This window comes from Campylobacter sp. CNRCH_2014_2452, from assembly GCF_025772865.1.
GTDB lineage: Bacteria > Campylobacterota > Campylobacteria > Campylobacterales > Campylobacteraceae > Campylobacter_D > Campylobacter_D lari_D.
Genome location: NZ_JAKMSX010000006.1, coordinates 46,621 through 60,709 on the forward strand (window position 1 = coordinate 46,621; position 14,089 = coordinate 60,709).

The 14,089-nt window shown below is 29.5% G+C and carries 14 protein-coding genes and 1 pseudogene; 6 read left to right on the forward strand and 9 right to left on the reverse strand.

Features of this window, described 5'->3' with window-relative positions; genetic code table 11:
* Positions 1–70: 70 nt before the first annotated feature.
* The 7 genes from L8X38_RS05280 to L8X38_RS05310 form a co-directional block, all read right to left on the reverse strand.
* Entirely contained in the window at positions 71–1,741 is a 1,671-nt protein-coding gene (locus L8X38_RS05280) for a DUF2326 domain-containing protein (RefSeq protein WP_052797874.1), read from the reverse strand.
* Positions 1,738–1,974 carry an ABC-three component system middle component 6 gene (locus L8X38_RS05285; protein ID WP_052797873.1) on the reverse strand — a complete coding sequence of 79 codons (237 nt, stop codon included), beginning with the start codon at positions 1,972–1,974 and terminating at the stop codon, positions 1,738–1,740. The genes L8X38_RS05280 and L8X38_RS05285 overlap by 4 nt, the downstream gene beginning before the upstream one ends.
* A complete protein-coding gene (locus L8X38_RS05290) occupies positions 1,955–2,881 on the reverse strand; it encodes a hypothetical protein (RefSeq protein WP_263661485.1) in 927 nt (308 codons plus the stop codon). The genes L8X38_RS05285 and L8X38_RS05290 overlap by 20 nt, the downstream gene beginning before the upstream one ends.
* A 4-nt stretch (positions 2,882–2,885) precedes the next feature.
* Positions 2,886–5,261: a site-specific DNA-methyltransferase gene (locus L8X38_RS05295; RefSeq protein ID WP_263661486.1), complete on the reverse strand. Its 2,376-nt coding sequence runs from the start codon at positions 5,259–5,261 to the stop codon at positions 2,886–2,888.
* A 108-nt stretch (positions 5,262–5,369) separates the two neighbouring features.
* Complete coding sequence (locus L8X38_RS05300; protein WP_263661487.1) at positions 5,370–5,942, reverse strand: cytolethal distending toxin subunit A; 573 nt, start codon at positions 5,940–5,942, stop codon at positions 5,370–5,372.
* 9 nt (positions 5,943–5,951) lie between these two features.
* On the reverse strand, positions 5,952–6,755 hold the full coding sequence (locus tag L8X38_RS05305; protein ID WP_133319572.1) for a cytolethal distending toxin subunit B family protein: 804 nt from the start codon (positions 6,753–6,755) through the stop codon (positions 5,952–5,954).
* Positions 6,756–6,757: 2 nt separating this feature from the next.
* The gene (locus L8X38_RS05310; protein WP_133319529.1) at positions 6,758–7,564 is read right to left on the reverse strand and encodes a cytolethal distending toxin subunit A/C; all 807 of its coding nucleotides are present in this window, start codon (positions 7,562–7,564) and stop codon (positions 6,758–6,760) included.
* A 156-nt stretch (positions 7,565–7,720) separates the two neighbouring features.
* Between L8X38_RS05310 and pepT the strand changes: the two genes are divergently transcribed.
* On the forward strand, positions 7,721–8,947 hold the full coding sequence (pepT, locus tag L8X38_RS05315; RefSeq protein ID WP_133319528.1) for a peptidase T: 1,227 nt from the start codon (positions 7,721–7,723) through the stop codon (positions 8,945–8,947).
* 24 nt (positions 8,948–8,971) lie between these two features.
* On the opposite strand, the gene dcuC is transcribed toward pepT, so the two are convergent.
* Positions 8,972–10,264 (reverse strand): C4-dicarboxylate transporter DcuC, encoded by a 1,293-nt coding sequence (gene dcuC, locus L8X38_RS05320; protein WP_263661488.1) that lies wholly within the window; start codon positions 10,262–10,264, stop codon positions 8,972–8,974.
* A 9-nt stretch (positions 10,265–10,273) separates the two neighbouring features.
* Complete coding sequence (pepE, locus tag L8X38_RS05325; protein WP_263661489.1) at positions 10,274–10,978, reverse strand: dipeptidase PepE; 705 nt, start codon at positions 10,976–10,978, stop codon at positions 10,274–10,276.
* 120 nt (positions 10,979–11,098) lie between these two features.
* On the opposite strand from pepE, the gene surE reads away from it, so the two are divergent.
* The 5 genes and pseudogenes from surE to L8X38_RS05350 all read left to right on the forward strand — a co-directional run bounded on the left by surE (position 11,099) and on the right by L8X38_RS05350 (position 14,088).
* A complete protein-coding gene (gene surE / locus L8X38_RS05330; RefSeq protein ID WP_263661490.1) occupies positions 11,099–11,872 on the forward strand; it encodes a 5'/3'-nucleotidase SurE in 774 nt (257 codons plus the stop codon).
* Positions 11,865–12,518 (forward strand): ThiF family adenylyltransferase, encoded by a 654-nt coding sequence (locus tag L8X38_RS05335; protein WP_220566570.1) that lies wholly within the window; start codon positions 11,865–11,867, stop codon positions 12,516–12,518. Before surE ends, L8X38_RS05335 begins: the two co-directional genes overlap by 8 nt.
* Positions 12,502–12,957 (forward strand): GNAT family N-acetyltransferase, encoded by a 456-nt coding sequence (locus tag L8X38_RS05340; RefSeq protein WP_263661491.1) that lies wholly within the window; start codon positions 12,502–12,504, stop codon positions 12,955–12,957. The genes L8X38_RS05335 and L8X38_RS05340 overlap by 17 nt, the downstream gene beginning before the upstream one ends.
* Positions 12,947–13,253, forward strand: a pseudogene (locus L8X38_RS05345) (hypothetical protein); the annotation flags it as partial. The gene L8X38_RS05340 and the pseudogene L8X38_RS05345, both read left to right, overlap by 11 nt.
* Positions 13,254–13,266: 13 nt before the next feature.
* A complete protein-coding gene (locus tag L8X38_RS05350; RefSeq protein ID WP_263661492.1) occupies positions 13,267–14,088 on the forward strand; it encodes a CPBP family intramembrane glutamic endopeptidase in 822 nt (273 codons plus the stop codon).
* Position 14,089: the final 1 nt, after the last annotated feature.

Genomic DNA, 14,089 nt, shown 5'->3' on the forward strand with positions numbered 1-14,089 from the left:
TTTACATACTGAAAATTCTTGCAACCGCTTATCTTGCAAGTGATATAAAGGATGATGTTATTTTGCACTTTCATTCACCATGTTTACCAAAATCAAATCCAAAGAGTTTGTGTTTTTCACTAAGCTTAACACAAACATGCTCTTCCAAATTAAAATTATTTTCAATTGCATATTTATTTGCTTCGTTAAATTTTGTATCATGTATGGAACAAATATATTGATCTAAATTATCGTTTACATATTTTAAAGCTATGGCAATCTGCCTTTCATCTATAGAATCAAACAAAAGATTATCATGACCCACAAATCCAATCAATTTTGGATTCAACTTATAAATTAACATATCATAAATAAATACTTTCATATTGTTAACACCATTGCTTTTATCTGCATCTATCCTTGCATTAATATCATACAAACGCTCTGTTTTAAAACTATTATTAATTTTAATATCTAAATATCCTTTATTATTTGTATAAAAATTAGATGAAATTTCTCTAAATAAAAGTCCTAGTTTATTTATCTGAATATCAATTTCATTTTCAAAATTTAAAAGCTCTCTCTTAAAAATATCTATTTCCAACTTGATGTCCGCTTGCTTTTGTTTTAAATCAACTACCAACTTTTTAATTCTTTGAGTTTTTTCTAGTTGCTCTATAATTTTTTCCTTTTCTTTTAATAAAGATTGATATTCATTTAAAGCACCTTTGTTTTCCAATTCTTTATAAAGAATAGATCTTTCATCGTCCATTTTTTTAATATCTTCCGCTAAAATACTAATTTCAATTTGCAAAGCCTTTTTATCTCGTTCAGCTTTTGCTCTCCTATTATAAAAAAGCTCATCGTGAAATTTTTTAACAGCTTCAATATGCTCTATGGTTGATTTTTCAAAGAAAAACTGAACCTCTCTATAAACATTACTAATTCTATCAATATCAATATCAAACTGCTTATTTAAATCAATAATTTTTTGTTTATTTTTTAATTGCCTTTCTTTAAATAGTTTTTCGTTTCGCATTTGTTCAATGGTATAAGTAATGTCATTGAGTTTTTTCTCTAGATCATAATAATTTTCTGCAATCTTAAAATTTGACAAGTTGCTAGTTAACTCTTTAAGTCTCTCTTGTAACTCCAATTCATTTTCTTTATTATTCTCTTGTTCATATTCATTTAATTGCTGAATAATCTTATTATTTTCCTCTTGCTTTATCTTCAATTTGGATTTCTGATTTAAATAATCCAAATTTAACTTTAATAAAAAAGCATTTACATAATTATTTTGAAAAACTTTTTCTTTTTCTATTTGTTCTATAGGGTTTTTAAAAGATTGTATTCTGAAAAACCTTGAAAATATATTCCTAAAACTCAAAATAGAATCACTACTTGGTATTATATTTTGCAAATTTAATTTATAAAGTATTTCTGTATACTCTTTCAGGCTAATTTCTTTTTCATCAAAAAAAATCTTATCATAACTTCTTTCTACAAAATGTATTTTTTCATTTTGCGAAAACGATAAATTTAAAACTATATCTTTTTGCTGTAAAATATTTTTTATTTCGTCAACATTTTTATCTTTACCAAATAAAAAATCTATACATCGCAATGAAAGACTTTTCCCGACACCATTGCTTGTTTCTTTATTATTTTTTGTTTTCTCTCCAACTATAATATTCAAACCATCTTTAAAGTCAATAGGTTGAAATGTACTACAATTGCTACTAAGTCTTAAAAGTTTCATATAATAATCTCCAAAATATCTTCTTTGATTATTCTTAATTTTTTAATCATATATAAAAAATCTATTGCATACATAAAGGTTTCAAAACTAATTTTTTTAGGATAAATACGACTAAACTCACTATATAAATCATCTATAGCTTTTTTTTCTTGCAAAAGAATTTCTAAAATATATCCCCCAATTACAAATAAAGAATCTTCTATTTTAGTTAATTTATTTCCCATTACATTCATATTTATCTCCTATGTCACAAATATCAAAGAAATAAGCAATTACAATCCATAAAGCCAACCTAGAATTTTGATCAATTTTACAATTATTATCGCAAAAATAGTCGATAGTTTTTTTCAAAGATTCTTCTGCATCATATTTCTCTCTAAAAAACATAAATTTTTCCTTTATAATTCTTCCAGTTTCTTCAAAATTATCGATTTTATTTTTATATTCTTCGATAATTTCATGTGATTTTCCTATACAAGTACCAAATAATTTTATAAAATCAGCATTTTTTATATTAATTTTTATTTTTTCTTGCACATTTGTATTAAATTTTTCCAATGCAAAATTCATATACGCATCATTAGCATCAAATTTCCGTAACTTAGTATTTTGTACTATAAAATCAACTGCTTTAAACAATGCATCTAAATTATTAAAATTAACAACATCATACTCATAATACAAAAGATTATAAACCTTATGCTTATCAGTATTAGAGATGTTCAAAACTTGATTCAAAAGCATTTTTGTATCTATTAGTTTTATTTCTATTTGCTGATTTTGTGCATTTAACTTATCAATAGCTTGCGATATTTCTGGAAAAATACCTTTAAAATCATCATTGACAACAAAATGCCATTCTTTAAAATTCCAATTAGAATTTTTAGCTCTTTCAAAATTAGTTTGGATTTTTGCAATCGTAGTTTTGGCATTAATATTTTCTGGTGCATAGCATTGTAAAACCAACTCACCAGGAACATATCCATCATTGCCACCATCTCCTTTTTGCCCCTGCGGTTTAATATCTTGAATATATGGATATCTCATTCTATAAATTTCAATAACAAATTTTTCAAATTCGGTAGTTTTTTTATAATGTACTGCTAATTTAAATCTATTTTCTATATCTAAATTAGTCATATTGCTACTTCTCCCACCAAATTAGATTTTTTAGTTTTGGATATTTAATTAAGTCTATATTTTCTAAATTTATAATCTCATCGTTTTCAAATTTGCAAGATTTTATGCCATTTTCATCTATAAAAATATTTTTGATTTGAAGTCCTAAAAGATTTGACGTCGTTAAAAATATATCAAATTCTTTGTCATAAGCTTTCATATCAAGACATATATTTTCGCCTTTTTTGAGTGCTTTTATGAGCTTGCGTGATTTTCTGTAATCTATAAGTGAGTTTTTATCAAGCTCATACTCACAATTTTCCAAGCTCTCTTCATAGCTTTCAAGTTCATAGTATCTAAAAGCGCCACCACCTTTAAATTCTGCTTCTTTGCTTATACCACAAACAAAACCATTTAAAACTTTTTTCATTCTTGGGATGATGACTTTGTAAAAATGCTCTCCCATTTCCACTCCAAGCCATTTGCGTTTTAGCTTATGTGCAGTAGCTATTGTCGTGCCACTTCCTAAATGATAATCAAAAACTATAGAATTTTCATTACTGCTTGCTTTTATTATTCTTTGAAGTAAAGCTTCAGGTTTTTGAGTTAGATTAAAATCTGATTTGATAATTTCACTTAAATGGGCTTGATCTGCCTTATAAGCTCTTGGATCAGCATATACCTGCTTTATATCACTCCATACGCTTGATAAAGGTATTCCTTTGCTTTCGTCTAAATATTGTTTTTCCCATATTATATTTCCATTTTCATCTTTACCTCTCATTCTTCGCTGATATTGTCTTCCGTTATCATCAACAAATTTAAACCAATCTTTGATATATTTTTCGCTGTATGGAATATATATTTTATTTTGCAATCTACTTTCATAGTTAAAGGTATAATGAAAAATATTATCATGTATTCCTACAGGCTTTGCACTTGCAGAACGCCCACCACTTGGAGAGCCATAAGCCCATATCAGTTCATTTATAAAATTCTCTTCTCCAAAAACTTCATTTAAAAGTTCTCTACCACGATAATTTGCATTGTGATCCAAATGTAAATAAAAACTTCCTTTATCGCTTAAAAATTCTTTTGCCAATTCCAAGCGATTATGCATCAAAGAAAGCCAAGTGCTATCTTGAAATTTATCTTTGTAATCAAAGTCACTTCCTGTGTTAAATGGTGGATCTATGTAAATTAAATCTATTTTGCCTTGGTATTTTGGCATTAGAGAATTAAGTGCTTGAAAATTATCTGCTTTTACAAGCTCTCCGTTTAAAATTTCATCTAAATTTTCAAAACTTTGCAAAAGTTTATAATAATTTTCCTCGCTTAAATACTTTGTATCAAGCGGTAAGAATTTGTATTTTTCATCATTTATAGCCTTTATATCAAACTCATCATTTATGAAATTTAATTCTTTCCATTCTGTGATTTGCTTATTAAATTTTACATCTTTGCAGATGGATTTTAAAATTTCATCAGCGTTGTTTGAATGTGATTTAATAGTATCTAAGCTAAATACATAGTGAGCATTTTTAGCAAATTTTGGCTTTAACCATATAGCTTTTAACTCATTTTCAAAGTCAGCTATCAAGTCGATAATAGCAAAAGCAATTTGTTTTAAAGTGTTGATCTCATCTATCTTTTCTTTAGTCCAATCAGTAATGCTATCATTCACATAAGAAAACAACCACAAATCAAATTGTTCTTTTAAAAATTCTTTCGCATTTTTATGGATAAAAAAATCTACTTCATTTTGTTTTTTATAAGTTTTAAAAAGCTTTTTTAGCTCTTCTTCTCTTATGTTTATTTGTGCATTTTTTAAAGTCTTTAAAAAAACATCGCTAAATTCACTTGAGTTTTGTTTAAAAACATTTGCGCCATCATTATTTTTAGAATTTATCACTTTTATATTTATATTATCATCTTGTATATTTTGCAAATAAAAATTGATTTTACTTTTATTATTATCAGCATTTTGCTCATACTCATCGGTAAGAAAATTTAAAGTATATTTTTTATCTTCACTTTGCAAGCTTAAAGGATTGTAAATAGTATCTGATTTTACATAGTATAAATTTTGTGTTTTATAAAAAAGACTTGTATCTTTTGAATTTGAATATACCCTTGCATAGATATTTTTATACATAGGTGTATCGTAAAAAAACGGCGTTCCTGTTTCGTTTAAATAAGTGCTAAAAAAATTATAAAGTTTATTATAAGTATCTGTATAAAGATTTTGTGTGTCTAAATAGTCTTTGATTTTTTGAAAATATTTTTCTTTTATAACGAGTAAATTTGTAAAACCATTTTTAGCTTGATTTTGCGAGTTTTTGATTTTCGCACCTAAATAACAATCCTCTAACTTTGAATAAAATGCTTTTTTATAATCCATACTTTACCTTTAAATTTATAAGTTAAAATAATATCTTTTTTTGACTTAAAAAAATGAATAGATATTGCGTAGAAAAGTAAAATTTACTTGCTAAAATAGCAAGTAAATTTAATAAATCGGAGTTGCTTCAACAATAGCAGGAGCAAAGAAAAATAACTCTTTTAACTCTATCGGCACAGAAGGATTTACAGTGCAATCATCTAAGCCAAAACGATTTTCTATAGGCACGCGCGCTTCATAAAAGGTACTCATGCATTTTACCCCGCCATGAGTTAAAGATCTAATTTGCACAGCTGAACTTGTAGTAGGCATGATAGAAAAAACCGTTTGCATTTGCCCATCTTGCAAATCTTGCTTGCAAGATTTCACTCCAAAAGATTTTTCACTTAAGACAGCTAAACATACATCAGCACCTCTAGGGTTTATAAACTGCACATAGCCAAAAGGGCGTTGCACGGCATATCTATCTTTTTGTTTCAATTCTTTGCTAAGTATTATTTCCCTTAAAAACCAATTTTGCTCTTCTAATTTTTCAGAGCTATATCTAAAAGGACTAAGTGAAATTCCCGTTTCTAAAGATCTTATCGCGAACATAGGTGTAAAATCTTCTAAATCATCAAATAAAACTTCAGCTTTTAAAAAACTTAAAATAAAGCAAAATAAAATACAAATTTTTCTCATCATCTTCTCCTAAGGTCTTCTAAAATTTACAGGAAAATGATCCGAAGCTAAAAAAGTCCTAAGTCCTGCTACAGCTAAGATTGCAAGAATTCTAGGCGGACTATATAAAGATGTAGTGCTTGAATTTCCCGTAATCGCATAATCAATTGTATTGCCACCTGTTTGTGTAAAAGAAGGAGGTGCGACTATATTAATGCGAGATCTTAAATCCGGATCAATTAAATTTACAATAGTCCCAGGAGGTCTGTTAAAATCCCCTAAAATCATCCAATTAACCTGTGGCATATTCCTAAAGTGCATATCCACAGCACTTATAATAGCCCCTGCATCATTACCACCTCTTGATAAAGCGTGTATGCTAAAAAACGCATCATTTCCTATACGAATTCCTATAATAGGCCTTGAAGCAACGGTTGGAGGTGGTAAAACTATCACCTCATCAGCTCGCGTTCTACTCACAATAGCCATATTTACGCGATTTGCCCCAACATCAACTCTTGAGTAGTATATATAAACTGAATTTGGACGACTTGATGAGCCCAAATTCCACTCATACTCATGAATAGGAATGCCAACTCCCACGGGTTGAACTTGTCTTGGCGTCATTATAGCAGTACTTGGTAAAACTCCTGCTTCTTGAACAGCCAAAATATCCATAGGATTAGCACCGGTTACAAGCTGTCTTATACTAATATTCCACTTACTTTCAGTAGAAGCTGATGCACCTTGTAAATTCCAAGTACCACTATTATAATTTTCCAAAGCAGCAAATAATAAATTAAAACTAAAAATCAAAAATACTATCTTTTTCATCATCACTCTCCCGTATAAGCATAAGGCGATCTTGTTTGAAAAGCAGGCGCACTAATGCTCCATTGTCTATCTAAATTTTTTTCTTTTGATTTCAAACAAGGTGTCAAATAAATACTATAATAGTCAAAATAAAATTCCTCCATTACATTTCCAACTGTCGTTTGTATACATTGTTGTGTTGCAAAATTTTGAATTTGATAAGCACCATTACTCATAGGATATAATCTCCAAAATTGTGCAAAATTTGTCTGATCGCAAGGATAATGTACTATACCATTACCATAAGCATTTAAGCAAGTTAAAGTTTTTGCATTTTTAATCATCACAGTATTATTTGGAAATTCAATGAGTTGCCACACTCTTGCATCACCAAAAGATTTACTATCAAATAAATTATACCCCCATATCCAATTGCCTGGATTTAAAGCCCAAACCGTTAATGCAGCTCCATTTGGGTTCATAATAGTTACAAAATCGCTTACAAATCCTATATTTTCATACAAAGCATTTGAAGTAAATCCATTGCTTGATGTAAGCCTTGGTAATGGTCCTTTTACAGCATTATCTCCTTTAAAAGTATTGACTTTCATAAGAGGTGGCTCAAGTGGTATAGCTGGGATTTTCTTACCTTCCACTAAAGTTGGTGTTTTTTGTTTAGCCGGTGGAGTTGGATTTTTACCTATTTTCAAAGGATCTCCATCGCTAAATTCCCCAAAAGAACGCCCTAAAGGATTGATTTCTTTAGAAGAACATCCAACAAAAAAAGTTATAAATACACTCAATATCATCATAAATCTAAGTTTTTGCATATTCTCTCCTTAAAAAATATAAATTTAAATATATTATCATAATTTTAAATAAATTTTGATAGAAAATATCATTTAATAAAATCTTCTTAGATTAATCAAATATTTTAAAAATGAATTGTTATAATTTTATTAATTTTAATCTAAAAAGGAAAAATTATGGATATTGTACAAAGATTTATAAATTACACTAAGATTAATACCACTACAAGTAGAGAAAATGGCGCCAAAGGCATTATGCCATCAAGTCCTAATCAAATGGAGCTTGCAAAATTACTTGAAAAAGAATTACAAGAACTAGGTTTAAAAGACATCAAAAGAAGAGAAAACACCATCACCACAGCTCTTTTACCAGCAAACACTCCAAATGCTCCTAAAATAGCCTTTTTTGCGCATTTAGATACAAGTATGGAACAAACTAATGACACCAAAGCACAAATCACTAAGTATCAAGGTGGAGATATATGCTTAAATAAAAACTTAGATCTTTATTTGAAAGAAAGTGAATTTAAAGAGCTTAAAAACTACATAGGAGATGATATTATCCACACTGATGGCACAAGCTTGCTTGGAGCTGATGATAAAGCAGCTATTGCAGCTATTATGGATATGCTTGAATTTTTTGTTAAAAATCCTGATATTAAGCATGGTGATATTTATGCTTGCTTTTTACCTGATGAAGAACAAGGTTTAAGAGGGGCAAAAGCTTTTGATATAAAAGAAATTAATGCTGACTTTGGATATTGTTTAGATTGTTGTGAGATAGGAGAGTTTATTTATGAAAATTGGAATGCAGGAGATTGTGAAGTAGAATTTATAGGAAAATCTGCTCATCCTATGAGTGCTAAAGGAAAATTAGTTAATTCTTTACTTTTAGCACATAAATTTATCTCTATGCTTCCAAATGGCGAAGCACCTGAATACACAGAAAATAAAGAAGGATATTTTTGGGTTAAAGAACTCAAAGGAAATAGCGCTAAAACTATTTTAAAAATAGATATTAGAGAATTTGATGATGAAAAATACAAACAAAGAATGCAATTTTTACAAGATTTAAACGATAGTTTTAAAAAGCTATATGGAGAAGAAAGAATTAACATTAAGCTTAACGATCGTTATAAAAATGTCTTTAATAGTCTAAAAACAACCAAATCTTTGCCTATTAAACTTGCTTTACAAGCTTATGAAAATTTAAATATCAAAACTAAAATCATTCCTATGCGTGGAGGATACGATGGAGCGGTGCTTTCGGAAAAAGGCCTGCCTTGTCCAAATATCTTTACTGGAGCACATAATTTTCACTCTATTTATGAGTATTTACCTGTTAAATCTTTAAAAGCGGCAAGCAAAGTTATACAAGAAATCATCATCCTAGCCGCGAAATAAATTTAAGCCTTTTAAGGCTTAAAATTATAATAACACAAAAGCAATTACAACCACCGAAACAACACAACCTAAAGCAGTTCTTTTAACAATTTCTAAAGGACTAACCCCGGCTATAGCTGAAACGATGATACAAGCTCCTAAAATAGGCGAAAGGTATCTTCCAAGCACTGCTGACATTGCCACTGCAGTACCAAGTTTAACTTGATCAAAACCAAGATCTTGAGCATGAATAGTTACAGCCTTGTTAAATGCCATAGCAGCAGCATCACCGCTACCTGTAATCATAGCCATTAAAAATGGTATAAAAGTTCCACCAAAACGCACATAATGCTGTTCATTTTTAAGCCATTCTATGATAATATCAATTACACCACATGCTTTTAAACCCGCAACAAAAACACTAGCAGCTATGATAATCCCTATAATCTCTGCATAAGATTTTCCCATGCCATTGAAAAACTCTTTAAAAATATTATCAGGCTTACTCATAGTTACTACCAAAGCTATAATCGCCCCTAAAAGCATGGCTTCAGCAACCCCAACTTGTTTTGTCCATGTTAAAAACTCATAATCATTTAAAGGACTTGCGCCTATGATTAGTACAATCAAAGGCACTAAAGGCATAAGCGCATAAAATGCATTTACTTTTTCAATATTATCTTCAGTCTTGTTTTGATTAGCCACTTCAAAAACTTGCCCTTTTTGATAATCTTTAAAAATCACTGCCATAATCATCAAAGAAATCATCACTATCACTCCTGCTGTTAATGCATTTGGAGTTTGAGTTAAAACAATTTCTTGTATATTTTTCCCTGAAATTTCAGAAATCAAAGCCGTATGAGAAACACCTGGACTTAAAATTCCTCCTATAGTTCCACAAAGCACTGTTGCTGCTGCCATGGCAGGTTTTATACCCGAAGCCATTAAAAGTGGTATTAAAGTCGCACCAACTGCAGCTGAACATCCTGCCGCTGAAGGTATAGCTATAGCAATAAAAAAAGTCACCATAAAAGCAAGTGGGATTAAGAAAAATCCTACATTTTTCAAAGGTGTTGTAAGTAATCTAACCAAATGTTTATCGCATTTAGTCACTTTCATCACAAAAGCAAAACCCATACTCGCACAAATTGCCTTAATCAAGGCAGGTTGCACCATAGCATGCGTAAAAGCACTCAAAGCTTCAATGGGCTTAAGTGAAATCAAACATAAAATAAAACCAACACTAATTAAAGCTGTTTTTGTTTCCACTTTTTTAATAAGCAAATAAACCACAGCCACAATACCAAAAATCGCAGCTAAAAGATAAAAAGTTTGCATTTTTCTCCTTTAGATTTTAGTTGTTTGATTGACTTTTAAATATTCCACATTAAAAGGATGACTTAGCTTTAACACATCATGATGACCTATGATTTTTAAGCTATCATCTTGCACTTTTAATGCAGAACCCTCCGGTATAGCATAAACAATGTCTTTTGGATTAGTTAATAAAAACTCTTCCAAACGTTCCTCTCTACTTTCTCCATTATGGCCAGGAATTTTCCCGCCAATAAAATGTGGGTTGATTTGATAAGGAAAAACCCCTAAACTATCAAAACTTTTTGGCATAACAATAGGCATATCATTAGTTGTTTTTATGCTAAGGCCTGCTATGTTTGAGCCTGCACTCCAACCTATATAACAAGCCCCTTTTTCAATACACTCTTTTAACACTTCAAGCAAATCGTTTTCATATAATTTATGCAAAAGCATAAAACTATTGCCACCACCTACTAAAAAAACCCTTGCATTTAAAATCGCTTCTTTTAAATTTTCAAAATGGTGTAATGATTTGATATTATCTTTTTTCAAGCCTTCTTTTACTCTAGCTTCATAAGCATCATAAGTCCTTCTAACACCCGCATAAGGTATAAAAAGAATTTCTTCATCTTTCATGGAATTTTCTTTTAAAAAATCATCTATAAATTCTCTAGTATGACTTAAATAAGCGCTATCTTTATAGCCAGAAGCACTAAAAAGTAAAAGTTTTGACATCATTCTTTCCTTTAAAAAATTAATCAAAACTATAATTTTAATATTTAAAAAATGAAAAAACAATTTAGTAATAAAAAAATATTGTATTACTTGTGTTAGAATTTAAAAAAAGGAAAAAACATGAAAGAAATTTTAATAACAAACGATGATGGCTATGAAAGTGAGGGTTTAAAAAAGCTTATAAAAATGCTAAGAAAGCATTTTAAAGCTAAAATTACCATAGTAGCTCCTGCTAGTGAAAAATCAGCATGCTCGCACTCCATAACACTAACTAAGCCTTTAAGATTTCATAAGGTTGGAAAAAGATTTTACAAGCTTGATGATGGCACGCCTGCAGATTGTATTTATCTAGCTTTACATGCTTTATATAAAAAGCGTTTGCCTGATCTTGTCATAAGTGGAATTAACAAAGGTGCTAATGTAGGCGAGGATATAACCTACTCAGGAACTTGCGCAGGTGCTATGGAAGCAGTGCTTCATGGAATTCCTGCCATTGCTTTATCGCAATTTTACAAAGATAATCAAAAAGAGCTTGATTATAAACTTGCTTTAAAACTTACTAAAAAAATAGTCAAAAATATCTTTGAAAAGGGCTTTCCTTTAGATAAAAAAGAATTTTTAAATATCAACTTTCCTTCTAGCAAAACAGCCTTTCAAGGCTTAAAAATTTGCAAAGTGGGTAAAAGAATTTATAGCTATAAAGCACATTCTAATACAAATCCAAGAGGTGTAGAATACTACTGGCTAGCTGCTGCTAATCTTGATCATGAAAATGAAAAAGATTCAGACATAGCACTTTTAAAACAAGGCTATGCCACAATAACCCCTATAATGCTTGACCTAACAGCTTATAAACAAATGAAAAATCTCAAAAAATGGATGAAAAATGGATAGATACACGCGTATAAAATGGCTTATTAATGAAGAAAATTTTATCAAAATTCAAAACACTAAAGTTTTAGTTTGTGGGCTTGGTGGAGTTGGTGGAATTTGTGTTGATGCGCTTTTTAGAAGTGGCTTTAGTAATCTAACTTTAATTGATGCGGATAAATTTGAAACTACTAATCAAAACCGCCAGCTTCATAGTGAAAATATAGGCGAAGAAAAAGCTAAGGTTTTTGAGCGTATTTACAATGCTAAAGGTATAGTCAGTAAAATCGATGATGAGTTTTTGAAAAGTTTTAATTTGAGTGAATTTGATCTTATCATCGATGCGATTGATGATATACCTGCTAAGGTTGCTTTGGCTAATTTACTTGATTTGAAAAAGCAAATTTTTATCTCATCAACCGGTGGAGCTAGAAAGCTTGATCCAACGCGTATTAAAACGACAAGCATATTTAAAACACATGGCGATGCTTTAGCTAAAAAATTCCGCTATGAGCTTAGAAAATCGGGCTTTAAAGGGGATTTTGATGTGGTATTTTCAGATGAAGAAGCCCATTGTAAAGATCTTGGCTCATTTATGGGTGTAACAGCTTCTTTTGGACTTGCTCTAGCTTCTTTGGCTTTAAGGAAAGTGCTTGATAAGAAAGCTTGATATAAAAGACTTAGCTCCTTGTATCAAGCTTTTTAAGCAAAGCGTATCCATTCTTTGTAAAAATGATTATACAAAAGAACAAATTCGTGCTTGGATTAATATAAACCAAAAAGCTTGGGAAGAAAAATTTCAAAATCAACTAGGTTTTATTTATGAAGAAAAAGGCCAAATTGTATCTTTTATAAGTATAAATTTAGAAGAAAAAACACTCGATCTTTGCTTTACTCATGCAAACTATGCTCATCAAGGTTATGGTAAAGCTTTATTAGAATTTGCTCTTAAAAACTACCCTTATAGTGAAATTTATACTTTTGCTAGCCTTAGTGCTAAAAATTTCTTTTTAAAAGCAGGATTTAAAATCATCAAAGAAAACATTGCTATAAGAGATCAACAAGAATTAAAAAATTTTTTCATGAAAAAGAAAATAAAACGATTTTAAAAAAGCAAGCAAAATGCATTTTATCTGCTTCTACTTTAAAATTTTTAATGTCTTAATTACACTCAATAAAGGTATTATAAAAGATAATAATAAATTTTTCACTACAAAGATAAAAATTATAAATATCATCAAGCTAAGTAAAAACACAAACTGGAATTTAAAACAATATAGACAAATTGTAGGTTTTATAAAAAGTAACAAAATTTACGCTTTTGTCTTAAATATATAAATGTAAATGATTAAAAAAGCTTTACCTAAGAGAAGAAGTAGTAAAACTATATCTAGATCAATTATAAACAAGGATTTTATATGTTAGCTTTAAGCACTCATCTTTTTTTGGCTATTTCTTTGATATTACTTTCATTTGATAAAGTCAAAATTTCGTATATTTTTTTACTCTTTTCAGTCTTGTTGGGATATGTATTTAAAATTATAGATATAACTTTTATAGTGATTAATGTATTAGTTTTTATAACGGCTATATTGTATCAGTATAAAAAAATTTTCATATTAGAAATAGCATTATTTATCTATGCTTTAGCTTTATTTCTTCATTTTATCCCTGGTGTAAATAACATCAAAGTTTTAGATCAAGTTTATGCAAGCACAAATAGCGCACCTTTTAATCTTTACTTTAGTATTGACAAGCCACTAGGGGTTTTTATACTTTTTATACTTTTTCCTATTTTATTTAAAAACACAAACTACACCAAAGCTTCAGTGCTAAAATGGAGCTTATTGCTTTTATCTCCTATTCTTTTGCTGTGCGTGCCTTGGTATTTGGGTGTTATCAAACTAGAAATAAGCATACCATCATGGATTTTATATTTTTTATTTTCAAATCTTTTGTTAGTTGCTTTAGTAGAAGAAGCTTTTTTTAGAGGTTATCTCCAACAAAGACTTACACAATTTATTCACCCCAATCTTGCTTTATTAATCGCAAGCATAGCTTTTGGATTAGTGCATTATAAAAGCGGTGTTTTGATGATTGTATTTGCTAGTGTTGCAGGCGTGATTTATGGCTTAGCTTATAAACACTCAAAAAGCTTATGGATGAGCGTATTGTTTCACTATGGATTAAATTTAATCCATTTGATATTTTTTACCTATCCATTTTACTTAAAACATTAGC

What these genes read in the sequence shown, in the direction of transcription:
- L8X38_RS05280 (WP_052797874.1), bottom strand. Translation starts at nt 1,741, where the DNA reads ATGAAACTTTTAAGACTTAGTAGCAATTGTAGTACATTTCAACCTATT.
- L8X38_RS05285 (WP_052797873.1), bottom strand. Translation starts at nt 1,974, where the DNA reads ATGAATGTAATGGGAAATAAATTAACTAAAATAGAAGATTCTTTATTT.
- L8X38_RS05290 (WP_263661485.1), bottom strand. Translation starts at nt 2,881, where the DNA reads ATGACTAATTTAGATATAGAAAATAGATTTAAATTAGCAGTACATTAT.
- L8X38_RS05295 (WP_263661486.1), bottom strand. Translation starts at nt 5,261, where the DNA reads ATGGATTATAAAAAAGCATTTTATTCAAAGTTAGAGGATTGTTATTTA.
- L8X38_RS05300 (WP_263661487.1), bottom strand. Translation starts at nt 5,942, where the DNA reads ATGAGAAAAATTTGTATTTTATTTTGCTTTATTTTAAGTTTTTTAAAA.
- L8X38_RS05305 (WP_133319572.1), bottom strand. Translation starts at nt 6,755, where the DNA reads ATGAAAAAGATAGTATTTTTGATTTTTAGTTTTAATTTATTATTTGCT.
- L8X38_RS05310 (WP_133319529.1), bottom strand. Translation starts at nt 7,564, where the DNA reads ATGCAAAAACTTAGATTTATGATGATATTGAGTGTATTTATAACTTTT.
- pepT (WP_133319528.1), top strand. Translation starts at nt 7,721, where the DNA reads ATGGATATTGTACAAAGATTTATAAATTACACTAAGATTAATACCACT.
- dcuC (WP_263661488.1), bottom strand. Translation starts at nt 10,264, where the DNA reads ATGCAAACTTTTTATCTTTTAGCTGCGATTTTTGGTATTGTGGCTGTG.
- pepE (WP_263661489.1), bottom strand. Translation starts at nt 10,978, where the DNA reads ATGTCAAAACTTTTACTTTTTAGTGCTTCTGGCTATAAAGATAGCGCT.
- surE (WP_263661490.1), top strand. Translation starts at nt 11,099, where the DNA reads ATGAAAGAAATTTTAATAACAAACGATGATGGCTATGAAAGTGAGGGT.
- L8X38_RS05335 (WP_220566570.1), top strand. Translation starts at nt 11,865, where the DNA reads ATGGATAGATACACGCGTATAAAATGGCTTATTAATGAAGAAAATTTT.
- L8X38_RS05350 (WP_263661492.1), top strand. Translation starts at nt 13,267, where the DNA reads ATGTTAGCTTTAAGCACTCATCTTTTTTTGGCTATTTCTTTGATATTA.